This is a genomic window from Pseudoalteromonas phenolica, from assembly GCF_005876835.1.
GTDB lineage: Bacteria > Pseudomonadota > Gammaproteobacteria > Enterobacterales > Alteromonadaceae > Pseudoalteromonas > Pseudoalteromonas phenolica_B.
On the sequence record NZ_PPSW01000019.1, the window covers coordinates 51,085 to 71,972 of the forward strand.

General features: G+C 40.6%; 15 protein-coding genes. 4 read left to right on the forward strand and 11 right to left on the reverse strand.

Annotation, left to right across the window (positions count from 1 at the left end; genetic code table 11):
* Window positions 1–141 precede the first annotated feature (141 nt).
* Entirely contained in the window at window positions 142–573 is a 432-nt protein-coding gene (locus tag C1E24_RS12515; protein WP_138481946.1) for a GNAT family N-acetyltransferase, read from the reverse strand.
* 192 nt (window positions 574–765) lie between these two features.
* On the opposite strand from C1E24_RS12515, the gene C1E24_RS12520 reads away from it, so the two are divergent.
* Window positions 766–1,848: an energy transducer TonB gene (locus tag C1E24_RS12520; protein ID WP_138481948.1), complete on the forward strand. Its 1,083-nt coding sequence runs from the start codon at window positions 766–768 to the stop codon at window positions 1,846–1,848.
* Window positions 1,849–1,962: 114 nt separating this feature from the next.
* On the opposite strand, the gene C1E24_RS12525 is transcribed toward C1E24_RS12520, so the two are convergent.
* From C1E24_RS12525 to C1E24_RS12535, 3 genes are all read right to left on the reverse strand, one after another.
* Window positions 1,963–4,053: a basic secretory protein-like protein gene (locus tag C1E24_RS12525; RefSeq protein WP_138481950.1), complete on the reverse strand. Its 2,091-nt coding sequence runs from the start codon at window positions 4,051–4,053 to the stop codon at window positions 1,963–1,965.
* 21 nt (window positions 4,054–4,074) lie between these two features.
* The gene (locus C1E24_RS12530; RefSeq protein ID WP_138481951.1) at window positions 4,075–6,906 is read right to left on the reverse strand and encodes a TonB-dependent receptor plug domain-containing protein; all 2,832 of its coding nucleotides are present in this window, start codon (window positions 6,904–6,906) and stop codon (window positions 4,075–4,077) included.
* Window positions 6,907–7,204: 298 nt separating this feature from the next.
* Complete coding sequence (locus tag C1E24_RS12535) at window positions 7,205–8,644, reverse strand: basic secretory protein-like protein (protein ID WP_240722012.1); 1,440 nt, start codon at window positions 8,642–8,644, stop codon at window positions 7,205–7,207.
* Between the two features lie 259 nt (window positions 8,645–8,903).
* On the opposite strand from C1E24_RS12535, the gene C1E24_RS12540 reads away from it, so the two are divergent.
* Window positions 8,904–10,508, forward strand: coding sequence for a GAF domain-containing hybrid sensor histidine kinase/response regulator (locus C1E24_RS12540; RefSeq protein WP_138481953.1), 1,605 nt, complete (start codon window positions 8,904–8,906; stop codon window positions 10,506–10,508).
* A gap of 41 nt (window positions 10,509–10,549) precedes the next feature.
* On the opposite strand, the gene C1E24_RS12545 is transcribed toward C1E24_RS12540, so the two are convergent.
* The 3 genes from C1E24_RS12545 to C1E24_RS12555 form a co-directional block, all read right to left on the reverse strand.
* Window positions 10,550–12,559 (reverse strand): methyl-accepting chemotaxis protein, encoded by a 2,010-nt coding sequence (locus C1E24_RS12545; RefSeq protein ID WP_138481955.1) that lies wholly within the window; start codon window positions 12,557–12,559, stop codon window positions 10,550–10,552.
* Window positions 12,560–12,639: 80 nt separating this feature from the next.
* A complete protein-coding gene (locus C1E24_RS12550; protein WP_138481957.1) occupies window positions 12,640–14,004 on the reverse strand; it encodes a hypothetical protein in 1,365 nt (454 codons plus the stop codon).
* 77 nt (window positions 14,005–14,081) lie between these two features.
* Window positions 14,082–14,873: a chromosome partitioning protein ParA gene (locus C1E24_RS12555; RefSeq protein ID WP_240722013.1), complete on the reverse strand. Its 792-nt coding sequence runs from the start codon at window positions 14,871–14,873 to the stop codon at window positions 14,082–14,084.
* Between the two features lie 93 nt (window positions 14,874–14,966).
* Between C1E24_RS12555 and C1E24_RS12560 the strand changes: the two genes are divergently transcribed.
* On the forward strand, window positions 14,967–15,863 hold the full coding sequence (locus C1E24_RS12560; RefSeq protein WP_138481961.1) for a response regulator: 897 nt from the start codon (window positions 14,967–14,969) through the stop codon (window positions 15,861–15,863).
* 42 nt (window positions 15,864–15,905) lie between these two features.
* Here C1E24_RS12560 and C1E24_RS12565 read toward each other — a convergent pair whose 3' ends face one another.
* The 4 genes from C1E24_RS12565 to C1E24_RS12580 are packed head-to-tail and all read right to left on the reverse strand — an operon-like array spanning window position 15,906 to window position 20,501.
* Window positions 15,906–17,501 (reverse strand): cryptochrome/photolyase family protein, encoded by a 1,596-nt coding sequence (locus C1E24_RS12565; protein ID WP_138481963.1) that lies wholly within the window; start codon window positions 17,499–17,501, stop codon window positions 15,906–15,908.
* Entirely contained in the window at window positions 17,498–17,650 is a 153-nt protein-coding gene (locus C1E24_RS12570) for a DUF2256 domain-containing protein (RefSeq protein ID WP_130256784.1), read from the reverse strand. Before C1E24_RS12570 ends, C1E24_RS12565 begins: the two co-directional genes overlap by 4 nt.
* Before the next feature lies 1 nt (window position 17,651).
* The gene (locus tag C1E24_RS12575; protein WP_138481965.1) at window positions 17,652–19,133 is read right to left on the reverse strand and encodes a cryptochrome/deoxyribodipyrimidine photo-lyase family protein; all 1,482 of its coding nucleotides are present in this window, start codon (window positions 19,131–19,133) and stop codon (window positions 17,652–17,654) included.
* A gap of 3 nt (window positions 19,134–19,136) precedes the next feature.
* Window positions 19,137–20,501 (reverse strand): DASH family cryptochrome, encoded by a 1,365-nt coding sequence (locus tag C1E24_RS12580; RefSeq protein ID WP_240722014.1) that lies wholly within the window; start codon window positions 20,499–20,501, stop codon window positions 19,137–19,139.
* 88 nt (window positions 20,502–20,589) lie between these two features.
* On the opposite strand from C1E24_RS12580, the gene C1E24_RS12585 reads away from it, so the two are divergent.
* Window positions 20,590–20,862, forward strand: coding sequence for a Rho-binding antiterminator (locus C1E24_RS12585; RefSeq protein WP_138481967.1), 273 nt, complete (start codon window positions 20,590–20,592; stop codon window positions 20,860–20,862).
* The last annotated feature ends 26 nt before the right edge of the window (window positions 20,863–20,888 follow it).

Sequence of the window (20,888 nt, forward strand, 5' to 3'; positions counted from 1 at the left end):
GCAAACGCCCAACAACCTAAAATGGGGTTAAAAACGCAAACGCCCAAAGTTATTGGCTTTGGGCGTTAATTCTGTCTTGATTTGCTAACTTTCATCGAGCTCACTTTACTTTAAATTGTTTGAATACACTCTATCTCCCCATCATAACGACATATGAAGAATTGGAAATGGTTTCCCCATATCATCTAGAGGCGAACGAGAAACAACTTTAAACCCCATCGCTTCATAAAAGCCAACAGCTTTAGGATTTTGTTCGTTCACATCGACTTTATTGATGGAATGACAATTCAATGCATACTTTAATAACGCTTTGCCAATTCCTTGTCCTCTATATTCATTCAAAATAAATAACATTTCTATTTTCTCGGAATGAACACCAATAAAGCCGACAATTGTTCCCGCTGAATTTTTCATGCAATGTAAAATAACATTCGGAAACGCTTGCTCAATGATAATTGGCTTAAAAAACGCGATATCTTCTTCACTTATAAAGTTGTGCGTTGCTCGGACTGAGTTTTCCCAAACGCTTAGCAGTTCAGCATAATCGCTGGGAAGCACATCATCTATACACATAGTTATCTCTGTAATTAATAATTATTGATTAAATTTGCTAAATAAATAGCGCTGTGCAGCCGCAAGTAAGAAGATACTATTAGAATTCAGTCTTTTAAAGCTGCAATTTATAGCCATACTTGAACCCCATCAGGGACATAGCTATTATGAAGACGCAATTTAGGAAATATAAATCTAGGAATAAAAATAATAATGAACAAAACACTAATTGCTTTTTCTATTTTCACCGTTCTAACAGCTTCAGAAAGCTTTGCATCGAACTCAGATTTAAACTCAGCATTTATTAAGCATTACCAAGCTTACAAAGTAGCTGTTCAATCTGGTGATAAAAAAGCACTAAAAGACACAGCTCAAAAAGCCTATGAAGTTGGCAAAGAACTTTACGGTCAGCACGATATTAACACTATCAATCTTGCAATTAACTATGCAACATCTATGAGTAACAGCAACCCTAGTAAAAAAGCTTTGCTTGAAGAAATACTCAAGATTACCAAAGAGCATCATACCGACAAGCTTGATGTCGTTTTCAATATTACCTTACCACTTGCAAAGTTAAACTTTAAAGAAAACCGTCGTGAATCACTCGATAGCTTAGAAGACATTGCGGAACAAGCTGAAGCTAAACAAGACTATGAATTTGCTTCGGTTGCATATTTAGAAGCAGCCAAACTTGCAGCAAAAAATAGTAGAACAGTAGGTAAAGCTAAAAAGTTGATCCGCAAAACGGATGAGATAAATAAGGCTCATTTACCTGAAACCTCAGTTCAACGCCTTTCAACAGATATTTGGGTTGCAGCTTTAGATGAAGCAAGAAATAGAAAAAGCGCTGCAATTGAGCGTTTAGAGCATATTGTTAATGTGTTTGACTCGAACCTCGACTTCGACCATCCTTTTGAGCTATCAGCCCATTCAAAGTTGGTCAACCTTTACGAAAAAACGCGTCAAAGTGACAAAGCCACCAAACATTGTTTAGCCATAGCGAAAATGGTGCCTTGGAAAGATTCGCAAGAGCAAGAACCTTTATATAGAGCAAATCCTGAGTACCCTAAAAATATGGCTCGCAAGATGAAAAGCGGCTGGGTACAACTGCAATTTACTGTCAGCAAGTCAGGATTTGTTAAAGACATAGAAGTAATAGACGCTTCTGAAAAAGGCTTTGTAAAAGCCTCTATTAAAGCACTTGAACAGTGGCGTTACGCTCCGAAATTTGAAGATGGCAAACCTGTAGAAGCAATTTCAACAGTAAAGGTAGATTATGTAATTAGTAGAGGTTAAAGCTTTAATTGCCGTATTTACTTTTTGCGCATATTGCCTAGCAAAATATCAAACCAAAAAAAAGCAGGCTGAATGGCCTGCTTTGACTCTCACATTAATAATCTAGGGTAAATGTTAATCTTGTGTCCAAATCGCGATTTCACCGATTTGTATTAATCTGCCGTTATCGCCATCAATTCCCTCTCCTTGACGCTCATTCTTAAATGAGAAACGAACGTGTTGCACATCAACTGGCTTTTCAAGCTCGTAGGTGTAAGTGGTCACCAGTTCTGGTAAGGCCGTAAATGATTGCTCATCGATTAGTGTCCATGTATCGCCATCGTTTGAACCAAATACTTGCCAGCTCGTTGGGAAGCGAATTTCGTTGTCACCAGCAGTGGCAATCGAGTATTTCGCTACATTAACCGATTGTGGTAACACAAAATCAGCATTCACTGCTTCAACTTCATTTATCGGTAAAATATCAGGAAGATACTCTGGTACCCACCAAGGTGCTTCGACAACCGCATTAAACTTCTTACGAATATCGTTATCAGCTAAGGCTTCTGGACCCTCCCCCCAAATACCAATATGGCTTGCATTGGTCGTCACCGTTACACCATCAAACTGTACGGCATTATTAAAGCCTACAACTGGTGTCGGATAAGGTGGGACTTTACCAAGTGATTTGAGGTAAGTTTGGTATTCGCCAACAATCACTTCGAGGCCTCTATTATCACCAAAAATATGCTTAAATGCGGCATCAAACGACCATTCAGGTAATACCTTTGCAGCTGCATTTAGCTCATTCATAAAGTCGATATTTCGGTTCGTGTTTACTACCCACTCCAAGAAGAATGAAGTCTGGTTATACGCATCTTTATTGATGTCATCTAACCAATCAATATTTGCTCGTGCATGCTCATAGAAACCCGCTTCGATGCGAATAAAATTCGCCATCGCTTCAAGGTAAGTATGATGGTCAGTGCCTTCAATGTAATCACCTGTATTTGGCACATTTTGGTAACCATGAGTCAATTCGTGCCAAAGTACGCCAGTTATCTCGTCACGAATAGCTTGATCGCCTTTGCCTTCTAACTTCGCAATATGGTTAAGATCAAACATCAATTGCATGTTTTTATCTGTACCACCTTTCGCCGCTGGGAAGTCATACTCATCAGTTATAAATTCAACCGATTCAAATACGTTAATTTCGGTGACATTGTTGAATAAACGCTTAGCGATCAGCTCAGAAATTCGGTGAATTTCTGCTTCTAAGTCTGGCATAACGCGCTCAAGTACTGCTTGACCAGGATGCTCAGGTTTATTTTTGGTAAATGTCACTGTTGGTTGAGGGAAGCCTGCCCAAGGGCTGGCTGGATCCCAAACGCGAATGAAGTCAGTTTTAACTAGCTCAGATTCACCCTTGTCGTTCTTAGCCACTAAAGTCACAGTTTTCGCGCCCAGTTCGTTAAAACGAACAAGCGGTTTACGCTCAGTGCTGGTTGAAGGCGTGCCGCCTTCAAACGTCCATTGCCAACTTGTTGGGTTAACTAGTGAGGTATCTTCAAATACCACAAGCTCGCCCACTTCAGGCGTTAGGTTAGACGCGCCAAACGACACGATAGGCGCTTCTGCAATCACGATTAATTCAAGCTCTGCAAGCTGAGTAATATCAGCACCATAGCTGTCTGTGCCGCCGTGCTCTAAGTCGAATTTAAAGTACTGATAAGCTGCTTGCTCACCTTCAAGTTCGTACGCTTTTAACTCTGCTCGACCAGTAAAGGCTTCATTTGCACGAGAATCAATTTCAACCCACTCTTGCTTGTCGTTTGAGCCGTATACCACCCAGTTTTTAGGGTCTCGTTTAGGCTCATCGTTTGCCGAAACAAAATGGTATTTTTGCAAAGCAGCTGCTTTCGCCGCTTTAAAGATCACTGTGGCTTTTTTATCAAAGGCCAAGAATTTACTGCTGTGATTACCGTCGATTAAGTTGCCAGCTTGCTCACCATCTGGAGAAGCTTTAACACCATCAGCTAGTATGGCCTCAATCTCTGCCCCTTTGTCTTGTGACATATTTCGAAGTGCACTTTCACCTGTAGCAGGCGTCACTTGCGTGCTTTGCTCGGCTTCGCTTTGTGTCGAGGTAAAACCTGAGCCATCATTACAACCGACCAGAATGGCCGATACCGACAAGGCCAGTGCTGATAAAGTAAATTTATTCATGTTCGTTCCTTATTATTCTTGTTAGAACTCGTAAGTCATACGTAATACAAACTCACGACCGATGCTGTCGTAGTTACCACCTAAGTAGAACGGATAGTTACCCATGGTTTCATCTTGTGGTGGCATCGCATTCAGTAGGTTCTTCACAGAGAAAATCACACGGGTGTTGTCACCGATGAATTGACCGAAAGTTAAGTTATGACGGTACCAAGCTGGTAGCTTTTGACGCTCGCCATACACGCCAAGGTTCCACATCTCACCTCTGTACATGCTCAGCAATGAAATCGAAGTATCTTCTTTTTGCCAAGTTAAGCTAAAGTTCGCAGTATCGTTGAAATCGTAATTGTTCTGGTCATCTAGAATGTCTTTTAGCGGATCTGCTGCTTCAATACGTTCTTTCTTCTTCAATACTTTGTTGTATTCAAATTTATAGCGGAACGTTCCAAATTCGGTATCAAATAAACCCTTCACACCTAAATCAATACCACCATCTTGGGTTTCTGACGCATTGATATAACCTTGACGAACTGAGTGTGGCGTATAAGCATCACCAGCAATTGGGTTACCTAAGCGATCTGTGCCTTTACCATTTTCATCGTAACGCTGAATACGCGCTTCGGTGTTTTTACACAGTTGTGAGTTTGGATCTTGAATACCTTCTTTACATTCCCACATAGTGCCTAAAATGCTGCCAGCACTCAGCACTTTGATTTTGTCTTTAATCACGATGTCATAGAAATCGACGTTAAAAGATAGATTTTCTGAATATTCATACACAAAACCTGCTGTAAACGAGTGGCCCGTTTCTTCTTTCAAAGTTGGATCGCCCGCAGATACCGTCTCGAAGCTCGCTTGTAAAGAAGCCAACTGAGGGTTCGATAGATCTACATTTTCACAGGTCGCAGTTAATGCGTCGGTTGCATAACCTGACACTTCACCTTGAGCAGCTAATACAGCACACGCATCAGCAGTAATACGGTCGTTGCCAGAGCCAAAGTTTCCTGAGAAGCCTTGATAAACCGAAGACATACTCGGGCCACGGAACGTCGTGCTATAAGCAGAGCGAAGCACTAAAGATTCAACTGGTTTGTAGGTAAAGCCGAGTTGATAAGTGGGTGCGCCTCCTACATCAGTAATGTCGTCATAATGGTCGTAACGAACAGCCGCTTCTACATCAAATTGCTCTGTAATTGGAATTAAAAACTCCATTGCAGCAGCATAACGGTCACGTTCACCTTCGGTAATAACACCAGTTAAACCCACAAACTCTTTATTTAGAATACGCGCATCTGGCGTTGCACGTGTGCCTTCATTCATCGCTTCAACATAAGCGGCAAAAGAAACGGCCCCAGCAGGTAATTCAAATAAGTCGCCTGTGATATCGGCTGTAAAAGTGTTATTGAACGAGTTACCGTCGTACGTTGCCCAATCGGCAATTTGCATTACTGTGTCTGGTGTTAACGGCGCAAACCACATTTCATAGTTAGGACGATAAACAGGCATGCCATTTACTTCACCGTATTGTTGACCCTTCAATAAACGGTTGCCCTCATTGGTATGATGTAAATAGCGGTCATTGAAGTCATAGTTTGCACGGCTATAACCTACTGAATAGTAATAATCGCCAATCTCACCTTTAATACCCACATTGAAAGACAGTGACGTATCGTTATACGTACGACCTAAGCCATCTTTGGTATATTCTTCATCAGCAACCACTCGCCACATGTATTTAACCGGTGCACCAAGCGTACCTTCTTGGTTTTCAATATCTGGATCCCAGAATGTACCGCCATGAATTGACTCATGATGACCCCAGAAGAAGGTGTTACGACGGCCTTTTTTCTCTTGATCGATATAGAAGCCATTCGCAAACAAGCTGTGCTGATCGTTTAAATGGTATTCTGAGTTGATGTAAACACTGAATGCTTCTGATTGATTTCGAAGTAACTTATCACTGGTTTCATCCCAACCACAGCTTGCACCATAACTATTTCGCTCAATAAAATGCTGTACAGCACGTGGATGCGGGTTTTGCTCAGAGTTACAGTACTGTGCTGAATACTGGTTTTTATACTCCGTATTCTCAGCCCAAACCGTAATTGAACGGTTTGTTTCGTGGTGTGCTTTTGGATCTGGGTTGTCCCACACACTATCATGGTAAGGTCTGTCACCTGATAGCAAAGGATCAGTATGTTTATACTCAAGTGCATAGTCGAATGTGAACTCGTCTTGTTGGAAACCACCAACAAAAGTTAAGCCTTTTTTAGCGCCCGTTCCATAAGTATCTTGACCATAATAGGCATCAACATAATGAGAATCTATGCCTTTTTTCGTGATGATATTAACCACACCCGCCATCGCATCTGAGCCATAAATCGCTGATGCACCACCCGTTTGAATATCAATGCGTTCAACCATGGCTGTTGGGATCATATCAAGGTTAACAAAGTTAGTTTGACCGCCGTAAGGCATTGGGTAGTAGGCTAAACGCTTTCCGTTTACTAGGATCAGCGTGTACTCAGGGCCTAAGCCTCGCAACTTTAGCTCTTTGGCACCCGGCGTGTAAGAACCCGTTTCAACTTCACCTAAGATCTGGCCATTAGCCGCAGTCACGCTACTTAACGCTTCATAAACATTAGTGAAACCACTTCTAACCATATCTGCAGATGAAATCGTTTGAATATTTGTAACACCCTCAAGTTCAGTACGCTTAATACGTGAAGACGTTACTTCAATACGTTCAACTTTTTCTTCGACCTGATTTTGCTCTGCTGCAGTTGCAGAAGCAGATATCGACAAAGACACGGCCAGTGCCAACGGCGATAGCATTAAAATTTTGTTGTTATTCATCTTAGCCTCTAAGATTTATTTTTATGGAACGTTCCACTTTTAATTCAAAAAAATACTGAAGTGAATATCAATAAACTCACAACAGCATGGAACGTTCCAATAATTGCGCATCATTTAATCATTGTCAACAATTTAGGAAATAAAAGTTCATCTAATTGTAACTATCTATTACAAGTTATTTAACGAACATTGAAGTGTTAATACTAAATGGATATTTTGAATACATATTCAAATATAAAGAATGATCATCATCACTTGAGAGGAAGCGATAATGACCATTTGAAAAAGGAGAGATTTATTATTTAGTGAGTTCAGCTTGGTATTCTTGCCAAAGCTTTTCTACTTTTTCACCAGTTACATATTCAATGGCAGCGGCAAACGTCCAGTCAGGCAACTCTGTCGCCGTTGCATTAAATTGATGCTCAAACGCTTCATACCGTTTACTCAACCAAGATAAAAAGAAGCCGGTATTTGTGTACCCACCCAGCCAAGTCTCTGAAAGTTCTGGGCTACGTGTCTTGTGAAAGCCTGCATTAATTCGAATTAAATCAGCCATCCCTTCAATAAACGCATGAGTTTCTTCTGGTGAGCCCGTTGCTGATTGTGGGAATAACTGATAGCCATGGGTCAGCTCATGCCACAGCACACCCAATAACTCGTAAGTCACTTGTTCGTCTGGTTTATCAGCTAGTCTTTCGGTAATGTATTTACTACTAAAGGCAATTTCCATATTTGAATAATCACCCGCTCGGTAAGCAAGCGTATCCATCCATTTTAGTCTGAATGTAACCTGCTCAAATTCAGGTACTTCGGTGAAATTTTTATACAGCATAGGCACTAAGTCACGGGTGACTTCATTGATCGCTTGTTCGATATTTGGCAGTAATTTAATCAGCCTTTTCGCCCCCTCAGATTCAGTGTCTTCAAGTTTCACAACTACCTTAGGTAACTGTAAACCAGCCCAAGGGCGATGAATATCCATGGCTTTGATGACATTTTTTTGTGTGATGCTGTCTGTACCTGTACTGTTTTTAGTCTTTAACGTAACTGAGTAACTACCCGGCTTTGTAAAGCGTACTTTTACGTCATTACCCATATGCTTAATCTTTGCGCCAGGTATTATCCATTCGACATCATCAGGATCATTGTCACTGGTGTTTGTAATGGTGATTTCTTCATTAAGCCTAACAATGCGCTTATCAAATTCAAATGACGCTAAAGGAAGATCGGTGGCAGCAAACAAGCCTATATCGGCTACTTGTAAATAGCTATCACCCCATTGTGTTGTTCCCTGTTGCTTTAACTCAAAGCGTACGTGTTTCACATGCTGGCTATTTGCCACTGTATAAGTTTTGGTTTGTGCTCTAGAATCAAAGCTTTGCTCTGTTTGATTGTCTAAAATAAGCCAATTTTTTCCATCAACAGAGCCTTTCACTTGCCAATGTTTAGGGTCTCGAGCAGGGGCATCCCCTGCTGATGTTAAAGAATATTGATGAATTTGGAATGCGTCTTCAAAGTCAACTTGCACCCAAGCTTGGGACTTATCAGACAAAAACTTACTGTGAATTGAACTATCAAACAATTGCTTAACGGATTCGTTCTCAACAAAAGCAGGATGTTGCGCTTGTACAGTAAATGACTCTTTATCTGTAATATCATAAAGGACAATATCTTTTGCGACTGCCGCCTGCGAACACACTGCAGCTAAAAGCATTATCAAGTTATTTTTTTTTAACATAATCACATTCTTTAAGTTTCTAAATGAGACACACAATATTGGAACGTTCCATAAAAGCAAGTGTTTTGCGTTAAAAACGCACACCTTTTATAATTTCCTAATAACACATACCGCTTTTAGAACATCTAAACTTCTGAAAATTATATCAATATCTATCTCGAGCTCACATCAAGATTTTTTCATAATTAGAAACAGCTTTGCCGCACCTGAAGCTTGATGCTAATGTTAGGTCAGAGCTTTTATTGCATGGAAACTCAATATGAAAAGTGCCCCACTCGCCACAAATGAGAAGTTACGCATAAAAACCTTAGAAAGGTATGAAGTACTTGATACAGAAGCTGAACAGTGCTTTGACGATATCACCAAATTGGCATCTGTCATTTGTAACACACCTATTTCATTAGTCAGCCTAGTTGATAGCAATCGGCAGTGGTTTAAATCTAAGGTTGGCCTTGATGCAGATGAGACCAGCCGAGAAATCGCATTTTGCTCCCATGCAATTTTAGAAGAGCACGTTTTCGAAATTGAAGATGCACGAAATGACGAGCGTTTCTTTGATAACCCTCTGGTAACCGACGGGCCAAAAATTCGTTTTTATGCAGGCGCTCCTTTACGTGCTCCAAATGGCGAAGCAATAGGCACACTTTGTGCGATAAGTGACGAGCCACAGAAATTGACAAACGAGCAACGCTTAGCACTTCAAACACTCGCTAAACAAGTTATTGCTCAATTAGAACTGCGTTTAAAAGTAAAACAGTTGAAAGAGTCAAACCGTGCTAAAGATGAGTTCTTATCAACAATAAGTCATGAACTTCGTACTCCGCTCAATGCTATTACTGGTTTTAGCGAAATTTTAAAGAGCTCTGTTGAAATAAAAGCGCTACCAGAAGAACAGCATGAATATATAGAAAACATTGAGTTCAGTAGCCACCAGCTCCTAGAAATAGTCAACTCAGTGCTTGACTTAGAAAAAATTGATGCGGGAAAAATGGAGCTAAAGCCACAACCAGTTAGCCTTGATAGGTTATTTCAAAGCATCATGAGCATGATGGGAAGTAAAGCACAGCAGGGTAAAATAGAACTTAATTGCGATATCGATAGTGCTTTTGCTAAGCGTTTCTTTGATGTTGATAAAACAAAATTAACGCAAATCATCGTAAATATAATTGGCAATGCCATTAAATTCACCCCACTAAAAAAGCAGGTTAATATTCGCTTTTATCTTAATAAAGATAAATTACATATCGAAGTTGCCGATCAAGGAATTGGAATTAGCAAAACCGACCAAACTCTGCTGTTTGATAAATTCAAACAAGTCGGTATGCAAAGAAAAGAAGGCACAGGTTTGGGTCTATGTATTTCTAAAGGGTTAGTCGAACTAATGAATGGCAAAATTCAGTTATCGAGTACGTTAGGTAAAGGCACATTAGTTTCAATATCACTGCCTGTTGACGAATGCGAGCAATGTAATGAACCTGAGCCGATCGAAGCAAAGAGCTTTGAAAAACTACACATTTGTGTTGTCGAAGACAACCCGCTTAATCAGATGCTAATTAAGGCGATGTTACAACAACTTGGTGGACAATATACGATTTTTGAAACTGCTGAGGCGTTATTTGAAATGCCGAGTTTAAACACATTTGATATCTTTTTACTTGATATTAATTTACCTGGAATGTCTGGTGTACAAGCATTAGAAAAGCTCAAAACATTACAATGCAAACAGCCCAAAGTTGCAGTGACCGCGGATATTTTTCAAGAAAAAGAGCTTGGTTCACTTTTTGATTCTGTTATTACAAAACCCTATAAAAAGTCAGACTTAATTGATGTTTTAAATGAGCTTGTTTCCCCCTCCCCATCTTAATAAATAATGAGGAAAGAGAATCAAACTAGGTTTTTAGCCAATTAATTCAATCTAAATTTTTCAAGCAATTTAACTAGCTCTTTAGATTCACCCGCCAATTTTCCTGCTGCCCCTTCAGCACTTTTCGTGTCTTGAAGGGATTTACGACTGGCTTCGTCGATTTTGGTAATTTCTTTTGCCATATCCGCAGCTACTACAGTTTGCTCTTCGGTTGCAGTGGCGATTGACTGGATCATGGTCGCTATTTCTTGCGCACCATCTACGATTTCACCAAGCGACGTACCAGCTTCTTTCGCTAATGCAACACTATTATTAACCTGCTCAACGCTGACACTCATTGCTGCCACTGCCGCATTGGTTTCATCTTGAATTGCTTGCACAGTAGAAGCAACTTCTCCAGTCGCTTTGGTAGTGCGTTCAGCTAACGTCCTCACTTCATCGGCAACTACTGCAAACCCCCTGCCTTGTTCACCCGCCCGCGCAGCTTCAATTGCAGCATTTAATGCTAATAAATTGGTTTGTTCAGCAATACTTCCTATCACACCTATCACATCACCTATCTGTGCGCTTAATTCTCCTAAACTAGTTACTGTATCAGCCGTTTTTTGAACCTCTTGTGCCGCATGTTCAATTTCACTCACTGTGTGATTTACCATGCCTCCACCTTTATTTGCTAAGTCACGCGCAAGTTCAGCGTTACTTGAGGCATCTTGTGCTTGTCTTGCAACTTCAGCGACTGTAGAGCTCATCTGTTCAATAGCTGTGGCAATAAGCGCAGATTGCTCAGAACTATTTTGACTGAGCGTGGCAATACTCATATTGATTTGTGCAATCTCAGTCGAGGATAAATCAACATTTTTTGCAACTTTATCTATACTTCTCAGTAGTGTACTCAGTGCTGACACCATTTCGTTTGAAGCACTTGCTAAACCGTCAATCTCATCTTTGTGATTGTGATCCATTGGCTTCAATGACAAGTTTCCGCTTGCTGTTTCTTTAGAGACATATAGCACTTGGTTGATCCTGTCAGATATTGAACGACCTAAAGAAAAAGCAATAATACCGCTGACAATGGCAGCTATTGTGGTGATCACAAACAAAGTGGTCATCATCGTCTGCATGCCTTCAACTAAGTAAGACATGGCATTTTCGGCATCGGTTTTTTCTTCATTGGCCGACACATCCAGAATGTCTTCCAGCTGTTCGTACAACTTAATTTCCATCTCATGCACTGACTTTATAGCTTTCGCTTTTCCTAGTGGGTCAAAGTCAGAAAATACTTTTTGGGCCGCATCGTAGATTTCATTATGAAGTGTTTGAATTCTATTTAAATTCACCACTTCTTGTGGTTTTCTCTCAAGAGGTCTGAGTAATTCCAGAAAGTTAAGGAAAGTTTTAGAGTCTTTCTCAAAGGCGTCTTGTTCTTCGACTTCACCTATCATATATTCTGTCAGAGCAGCTAACATATCGCCTTTCTCGTCGAGTATCTCTAAATAATACCTTACCCCGGGTAAATCATCGTTTACAGCTTCTCTAATATCTGTTGTTTTGAGGGCGTCGTTGAATTCTTCTTCTTTTAGTCTATCTAATAGATCTTCAAGCTCTTGGCCCGGCCCATTTTCAATTTCGTCAACAAATTGATAGGCCCAACGCTCAACATCCGGTTTATAAACACTAAATACTTCTTGCTCAGCTCTGGATTTATAGGTATTAAGAATTTCTTCGATTTTGGCCATTTTTTCTCTATCTGACTGCTTAGCTGACTCTAATGGCCTCAGCTTTACAAAAAACTCATTAAACTCTTTATAATCATCATAAAAATCATTTTTCTTTTGTTCCTGACCCGCTGTGTAATCGAGCAAAGAAGCATGCATATCACCTATTTCATCCATTAATTGTAAATAATAGATTGCCCCTGGCACATCGTCCGTTTTAACTTCTGTAGCAACTTCTGAGAGTTCACTTACACGTAGCCATGTAATTGCACTTGAAATCACCATTAATGCCACTACGGCTCCAAAAGAAAGGTAAAGTCTTTGACCAAGCTTCATATAGAATGCACCTAAAATTGAAAGGCTAGAATTAAAGCTTAGAACAATTTTTTTACATTAGACGGAAAAACGGATTAGATTTAATTTATTTTCTCTATCGCAACAATTTCTGAACGATTCATGGTCACTTTGTAGCGCTCTAACTGCTTGACCGAGTCTTGTCTGTTTGTGGTGTATTTTAAAACTAGATTTATCTGATAACGACGCTCAACTCCTTGCCCTGACACTTTATTACCATCGTGGCTATAAAGTTTTCCCGCGCCTTTCTTTAAATAACGCGCAAATGAGCTTAAATTAAAAGTAATTCGCTGCTGAATTTCTTCGTAGCCAGGAATAAACTCTTGCTGCTTAACTTCGTTTTTACTGCAAAAGTGCAGAAGAGTTGCTGATTGCTTGTTTTGCTGACGACGCTTTTGCAGCAAGGCGTCGACATCTTCTGGAAGCTCTTTACTTTTTATTAATTCGAACCACACGGTTTGTCGAGCAACGACTTTATCATCCACCGAGTTTTTAAAAATATTGCGCCACTTAGGCCGACCATGCTGAATTTTTCGCCAAGCCCATTGGGTGATTTCGTCTTTAAAGGTTTCACGCAGGCCATAAATGACACCTAATAAAGCAATCAGGGCGATGGTGATCTCTTGAAAATTTGAACGAGCATTTAAAACCAAATACATCACAAAGGCCATGATCACCCCAGTTACTAAACCGCGCACTAAACGTTTCAAATTTAAGTTTAAATCTTGCGTCTTCTTTTTGAACACCACGCCATGTTCAATCAATCGTTGTAAAAGCCGCATTTTATTGGTGATCCTGTTTGGATCTTCAAGTGTCACTTGTGAATTGTAATTGTGCTTTTCTCTATAAGCAGTTTCTTCTTTACAAAACGATAAAATATCATTTCTTTCACTGCTAAATTCACTGGATTTTGGGCCTTTTGCTAAGAGTTTTAAAAATGCCTGTTCGCTGTGCCAACTTAAATAGTTATCGGCATTCTGAAAATAAGGCTTTAATGTTTGCTCTGGTGGCTTGTAACGACGCAGTTTCTTTAATAACTTTTTAGCTTGTTCAACTAGCTCACCGGCAACGGGATAAAACTCATCGGCTTGCTTTAGTTTTAAGGTGGCTTTTATATCCGCATCGAGTGCAATGCGAATTTGATATGAGAAAAGATTTAAATTCACTCTGTAGTCGCTTTTTTCCCCTTTATTTTGACTGATATATCGGCTTCGAACTAAGGGTAGGTGAAGTTGTTCAGAGTAATAAGCGCAGTGCGTTTTAATGTGGGCGTTAAAAAAATCGACTTCATTGAATGTATCTTTATTAATTCCCATATCGGTCGGGATAGAAAAATAAAGGTCAAGCTGGCTGGCTTCTTTTGGGAGTAACTGAGTAACCAGTTTAAAAGACAAGCTTTCATCAGGGCTTAATTTGGTTTTGGTCATATAATAAACGGCCCTCTTATTGCTGCACACGGTTACATTTAGATATACCACATATCAGTAACTTACACTGTTCTATTTTATTGTTTTTGTGCATTCACCGCTTCTAAATAGCGGCTTTCAATAAACTTCTTCTCTTTTACGAGATGCTTAATTTTATGTTTTGCCTGCTCTAAATCTTTTTGCAACGCTGCTACTTCAGCCGGTGACACATCGCCATCGGTTTGTAACGAGAGCTGATCAATTAACTGGTTTTGTTCTTCAATTTGGCGCTTGTAATTATTCAACATAGTTGCCATTTCAGACTCACTTTGACTCGCTGGCGCCATAGGCTCGCTGATCCATTCTTCTTTTTGCGCTCTCAATGCGATCACTTCATTTTGCAATTTCTGATTGCTGCTTTGCAGATCTTCAAAAGAAGAGGTTTGTATTTCTAACTCAGTTTTTGCCACGTTTAATTTTTTAGCAGAGACATCTAAGTCTCCTTTTAACTTGCGGATCAGCTTATGAGAGCGGCTTAATTTCTTATTTAGATCATTAATCGAAGCCTGCTCTTCCTTGGTGATGTGATCTGCTGTTGAAGCACGAATTTGTGCCAATTGCTGCTCTAGTGCCACTTGTACCTGCACTAATTCAGAAATCGTTTTACTATGTTGATCAGAAAAGCGACTGGCTCGCTCAACGGAATCTCTACACAATGCAACAAGTGCTTCGTTATCAGCTCCCCCCTGTCCTCGCCCAGTCATTGATACTGCAAACTTTCTGAACTCTCTCAATATAAGTAACAAAATATAAAACCAAGCAGCCAAAATCAGTAGCCCAAAATTTAGGGCTATATATTGATAGGCTTCTAGGGGAAAATTAAACGTCACATTGTCAGCCTCACAAGTATCCATATGACAAGTTTAGTTTTAATCAGAAATTCTGCCTATACTGAATAAAACTAATCTAATCAAGGGCACTATGTGAAGGTACTGGTTGTCGATGACAGTTTAGCAACACGAGAAATCATCAAGCGTACTTTGCAACAGTTTGAGTATCGCAAGCTGTTTGTTCGCTGTGCACAGAGTGTGCCCGAAGCTATGCAATTATTAGATAGCTGGCAGCCTGATATTGTGTTGACCGATTGGTATATGCCTGAACAAACCGGGCTTGAGCTACTCGAAGGTATTCGACGTAATGACAGCCAGCTACCCGTTGGGGTGATTTCTACCATAGATGAAAAAGAGAAAATACTTGAAGCTGAAAGTGCGGGCTGTAGTTTTTTCTTATCAAAGCCCTTTACCGATGCACAGTTACATTCTCAGCTACAACCAATCGTTGAAACGCTAGAACAACAAGAATTTCTAACCGAGCAAGCTGTACCTTTAAAAGAGGGTTTACCCTTACCAAAAACGGAGCAACTTGAACGGTTAATGAAAAAGAATATCAGCGAAGATCTGATTCTAAGAGCAATCAGGTCACAACAGTTCGATGAATCAAAGCTTCCGAGTGTAATGGCTGTTTACGCTGAGCGTTCTACCCAAAAAATACGGGTGATCATGGTATTAGATATTTATGCTGTGTGTGTTTTAGCCAGTAGCTGTCAGATTATTGATAAAGCAGAGGCACTAAAAGCAATACATCACAACGAAGTACATCCAGATATTATGCAGGCCTGTAAAGAAGCCTTAGACAAAACCGCGTATGCATTTTTAGATAACCAAAGCCGTATGAGTTTGTTTGTAAGAAGCTGTAAGTTCGTTTCAAAGTCTCACCCTAAAATTGAACAAATTTATAATTATCCGCTTGATAGTCGCATTGATTTAAGTTGTGAACGCGAAGGCATGGCGCAAGGTAAGATGCTGATTGTGGGCGTTTAATATCATTGCTCCCACAATCAGCCATTATAAAATAAGATTAAACTAAATATTATTAATATTATCTAAGTAAGTTTCTGCCTGATTAAGTACCTCAGCCCTTTGCTCATCGGTTTTCTTAAGCCAGTTTTTAAATACCATGGCTGTACGAGGATTGTTGCCTAGCTTTTCTTGGTTTCGATGCATAAAGTGCCAATATAGTGAATTTAACGGACATGCATTACTCCCTACTGTTTCTGTCACTTTGTAAGCACAACTAGAGCAGTAGTCGCTCATCTTTTTTACATAGTTTCCGCTTGCCGCATACGCTTTGGAGCCGACAATCCCTCCATCAGCAAACTGACTCATGCCACGGGTGTTTGGCATTTCAACCCATTCAATGGCATCGATATACATACCCAAATACCAGGCATCAACTTCATCGGGGTGAATACCTGCAATCAAACAAAAATTACCAGTGATCATTAATCGCTGAATATGATGTGCATAGGCGTAATCAAGTGATTGGCGAATTGCATGATGTTGGCAATTCATTTTGGTGTTCGCATCCCAAAACCAACTAGGTAGCGCACGCGTTGTTTCTAAGTGATTCAAAGTGGCGTAGTTAGGCATATTTGCCCAGTAAACGCCTCTAACAAATTCTCGCCAGCCGAGTATTTGCCTAACAAAGCCTTCAATTTGCGCCAAATTGATTTTGCCATTTGATTGTCGATAGTAATGAATTGCGGTATCAACCACCTGCTTGGGCGACAAAATCTTACTGTTTAGAGCGAATGAAATACGACTGTGATACAAGCTCCAGCCTATGTCTTCACATAAACCTTCACTTAAGCCTTCTGGTAACCCTTTAAGCTGTCCCGTCATGGCATCTTGAAAGCGGCCAAAGTGTGGTAAACAGACTTCACAAAAAAAGTTCAGAAGCTCAACAGACTGCTTGCGGTTTATGGGCCAGAGTAAAGTGTTATCACCTTTGCCCATGGTTTTTATATTGTGCCGTGCGATCCGCTCGTTGATTTCACTGACATCATTGGCAAATAACAGAGGTTGAGGCACATTACCTAAATCTTGTTTTTTAAGCTTCTCTCGATTGTCTTTGTCGTAATTCCATTGCCCACCTTCAGGCTCGCCATTTCGCATTAAAATATCGAAACGTGCACGCATCGTGCGATAAAAGTGCTCTAACCTGTGTTTTTTGTTGGCTTTAAAGTATTGCCCTAACTCTTGGTCACTTACGTAAAAGTGCTCAGCCTCAAAGCCTATGGTTTTGATTTCTAGGCTTTGGCAAAACTCGCTGATTTGAGTGCGAAGCCTAGCTTCATCTGCAAGCTGATATTCAAATTGCTGAATACCGAACTTTTGAATTAAGTGCGATAACAGCTCAGGCAAGCTTTTATACTCTGCAGTATCGTCCAAGGTTAGGTGCAAAACATGAAATCCTGCTTGCTTTAAGCCTGCTGCAAACCCTTGCATAGCCGCAAAAAAAGCCTGTACTTTTTGGATGTGATGCACCGTGTAAGTAGCTTCTTGATGTAACTCGGCGATGACATACAACACAGACTCATTTTTATCTTGATACCAGCTATGACTGGCATTGAGTTGATCACCTAAAACTAATCTGAGTGTTTGATACTGATTGTTCATACCAACTCCTTATCTTGTTTGCCTTTATTGCCCGCACAGCGTTTAGAGCAATACTTCACATTTTCCCAATCTCGCTGCCACTTTTTACGCCATGTAAAAGGTCGCTCACACACTGGGCATAGTTTGGTAGGTAATTGGCTTTTCTTCATATTACTTTTCATATATTTTTTGATCGGGCCTTACATGGCGGGCGAGTAAGTGACTGACTTGAGCACGAACTTCGGGGCGCTTGCGCCATTTCCACAATAAGTCTTGGGCTGCTTTGTAGCTTTTTGATACATCAACAATGGGGTCAGGGTATTTTTTGCCAAGTTCAACGCCATACATAAGTTGCTCCATTGGCGAAAGCTGCCAAGGCTCATGTACGAGTGGCGCTGGAATATTGGCAAGCTCAGGCAACCAACGTTTTACGAACTCACCGTCTGGGTCTTTTTCAAGGCCTTGTTTGACTGGGCTATAAATACGTATGGTATTAAAACCCGTTACCCCAGCCTGCATCTGCATTTGGCTGTAATGAATACCCGGTTCAAAATCTAAGAAGAGACTGGCCAAATAAGGGGCACCATCGCGCCAATCCACTTCGAGATGATGGCATAAGAAACTTACTAACATCGCCCGCATTCTAAAGTTGATATACCCGGTTGCAATTAAACAGCGCATGCACGCATCAACCATGGGCACTCCGGTTTTACCTTGTTGCCACGCAGCAAGACGCTCGGCTGCGAGTGCTTTATCTGCGCGCGGTAAATGTGTATAGCCCAAATTAACTGGTTCAAACTCCATCGAACTTTGACTTTCGAATTTTTGGATAAAATGACAGTGCCAATGCAATCTAGAGGTAAAAGCAACTAGGCTTCTGCGCCAACCTTTTTTTTGCCAGTTTTGTAACACCGCCTGATACGCTTGCCTTAAACTGATATTTCCCCACGCTAAATAGGGAGAGAGCCTAGAACAATGAATTTGGCTCAATATCGGGCTCGAAACACTGTAAGCATATGCTTGGCCACGTGTATCAAAAAAGGAATCCAAAACCTCTTTGGCAGCTTTTTCACCACCTTGTTGGTATTCTCCTGCTTCTAAAAACCATTCTGGGTGCTCGTCAATTGCCGCCTTTTTTACTCTGTCTGAAAATTCATTTTCAACACACCAATTAACTGCATCTAGGTCAACATCAGCAGTTGGGGCACGCATGACTTTTTGCCAATACTCGTCCCAGGTTTTGCGATGTGTTAGCCCTCTAATTACGGCGCCATATGGGGTTTCATGCCAAGTAATGCCAGCATTTTCGCAGCAAGATGCAATCAACTTATCTCGCTCAAAAGTGTTGTTTAAGCCTATTTCTTGATAAGAGTAGAGCCCAGCAATACTGTATTTATCATGAAGCTCTGCAAAAGTGTGCTGAACGTCTTTAAAACTGATATAGAGCGCACCTTGGGGCACGCGTGCAGCTATGTCTTTTAAAGACGACAAGACAAACTGCCAGTGCCTTGGTTTGTAATGCGGATCATGAAGCTGAATGGGCTCAAAGCAATACACCAACAAAACAGCATGACCTGACTGGGCGGCTTTAAGTAAAGGTTCGTGATCAGTGAGCCGTAAGTCTCGTTTTAACCAAACGACTGAAATCGCCATAAACTATAGTGCACGCGTGTCAACAGGCCAATCAGCGGCATCCACCGAGTCCAGCGGTTGAAAATCTTGCTTACCAAGCCAATGATTTACAAATACATCATGAGGGTCATATTGCGTATGCTGTTTTTCGATATTGAAGTGACGACCACCTCGGGGATCTGCACCCACACCAGCAATGTACTGCCAGTTGCCCCAGTTAGATGCCACATCATAATCGAGTAATTGTCGCTGAAAATAAGCCGCACCATAACGCCAATCAAGACAGAGCTCGTTTACTAAACAGCTAGCCACGATTTGTCTACCTCGGTTAGACATAAACCCAGTCTGATTTAGTTGCTTCATACATGCATTGACCAGTGGGTAAGGAGTTTCGCCTTCACACCATTTTTTAAATCGTTCGGGGAAAAAGCTCGTTAATGGCTTGCTATTCGCTTGTCCTTTAAATGAAAACAGGCTTTCACCTTGATACAGGGCTAACCACTGAAAGTACTCGCGCCATAACAACTCAAATTTAATCCAATAAGTTGATTCATTCTCTATGACATTAGATTCATATTGCTCAACCGCATGCCAAACTTGCCTAGGTGACAAACTGCCTTGCGCAAGATAAGGGCTAAATTTAGTAGACAGCTGCCAGCCATCGAGTTCGTTGCGAGTTTCTTTATAAGTACTTGGTGCAGTTGAATCGAAGTAACTTTTTAAGTGTGCTGACGCTGCATGCTCACCACCTTGAAATAGTGACTCGGTAAAGTCTTCATCACTTAGCCCTTCACTTTGTAAAATGTCACCAATCACCTGCTCTGTACTCATAAAATCTAATGCAGTTTTAGTCGCTGGCGGAAACAGCTCATTCAGTGTTAAGGGCTCGGCAATCTCAGAAGTTTTTTGTTTTTCGACAAAACGGCGATATTTTGAAAAGCTATCAAGGTAGGCGGGATGACTTAAAATTTCCGTGTCATGCCAGAGTGTATGTTGCCAAGCACTATGCAGCCTAACGGAGGTGTTCTGCTCAATCTCTTTGAGCCATTGCCTTTCATACACACCAACTTGATGCGCTACAGCTAAGGTATTGACTTGTAGCTTCTCACATAAATTGCTTATAGCAGTAACAGGGTTGCCTTTGAGAAGTATTAAGTTGTGCCCTCTGGCGGCTAGTTGAAGTGCCAAATTTGAGATTGCTTGCAAAGTAAAAACGAGACGCCGTTTGCCCATTGCTCGTTGCTGAAAGTTGTTCGCTTTGAAATCTGACTCATTCAATACATAAACAAACGACATTTCATCTGAAAAATCACACACATTATTTAGTAATAGATTATCTTGTAACCTTAAGTCGTGAGTGAACCAATACAGCGTGTTTATCTTTAGCAAAATATTTTTCCAGTAGAAATAGGCACCTAGTTTAATTACGTTTAGTTCAACTCATAAGTTCACAATCAGAACGAAATTAGGACGAATAATGAAAACTATGATTAGCTGCGATGTGCATGATTACTTTGAGATTGTCTGTATGAGGAAAAGTCAGATCACCATCACATTACACTCAGGTCAAAAAATATCAGGCGAAGCAAGTAATATAATCGCGGATAACAAAAGAGAAGAGCAGCTAACCATTATTAATGAAGGGCTTATCACTGCAATAAAGTTAATAGATATTGCTAAATTAGAAGCTCATGATAATCTTGTACCCGAACATAACTTCATTACAAATATAAGTTCACCAGAGAAGTAATTAATTTAGCTAAGTAATTAGCTAAG

Bases quoted from the DNA above. Each gene is read 5' to 3' on its own strand.
- C1E24_RS12550 (WP_138481957.1), bottom strand. From the start codon at position 14,004: ATGACCAAAACCAAATTAAGCCCTGATGAAAGCTTGTCTTTTAAACTG.
- C1E24_RS12535 (WP_240722012.1), bottom strand. From the start codon at position 8,644: ATGTTAAAAAAAAATAACTTGATAATGCTTTTAGCTGCAGTGTGTTCG.
- C1E24_RS12585 (WP_138481967.1), top strand. From the start codon at position 20,590: ATGAAAACTATGATTAGCTGCGATGTGCATGATTACTTTGAGATTGTC.
- C1E24_RS12515 (WP_138481946.1), bottom strand. From the start codon at position 573: ATGTGTATAGATGATGTGCTTCCCAGCGATTATGCTGAACTGCTAAGC.
- C1E24_RS12575 (WP_138481965.1), bottom strand. From the start codon at position 19,133: ATGGCGATTTCAGTCGTTTGGTTAAAACGAGACTTACGGCTCACTGAT.
- C1E24_RS12525 (WP_138481950.1), bottom strand. From the start codon at position 4,053: ATGAATAAATTTACTTTATCAGCACTGGCCTTGTCGGTATCGGCCATT.
- C1E24_RS12520 (WP_138481948.1), top strand. From the start codon at position 766: ATGAACAAAACACTAATTGCTTTTTCTATTTTCACCGTTCTAACAGCT.
- C1E24_RS12530 (WP_138481951.1), bottom strand. From the start codon at position 6,906: ATGAATAACAACAAAATTTTAATGCTATCGCCGTTGGCACTGGCCGTG.
- C1E24_RS12540 (WP_138481953.1), top strand. From the start codon at position 8,904: ATGAAAAGTGCCCCACTCGCCACAAATGAGAAGTTACGCATAAAAACC.
- C1E24_RS12570 (WP_130256784.1), bottom strand. From the start codon at position 17,650: ATGAAGAAAAGCCAATTACCTACCAAACTATGCCCAGTGTGTGAGCGA.
- C1E24_RS12545 (WP_138481955.1), bottom strand. From the start codon at position 12,559: ATGAAGCTTGGTCAAAGACTTTACCTTTCTTTTGGAGCCGTAGTGGCA.
- C1E24_RS12565 (WP_138481963.1), bottom strand. From the start codon at position 17,501: ATGAACAATCAGTATCAAACACTCAGATTAGTTTTAGGTGATCAACTC.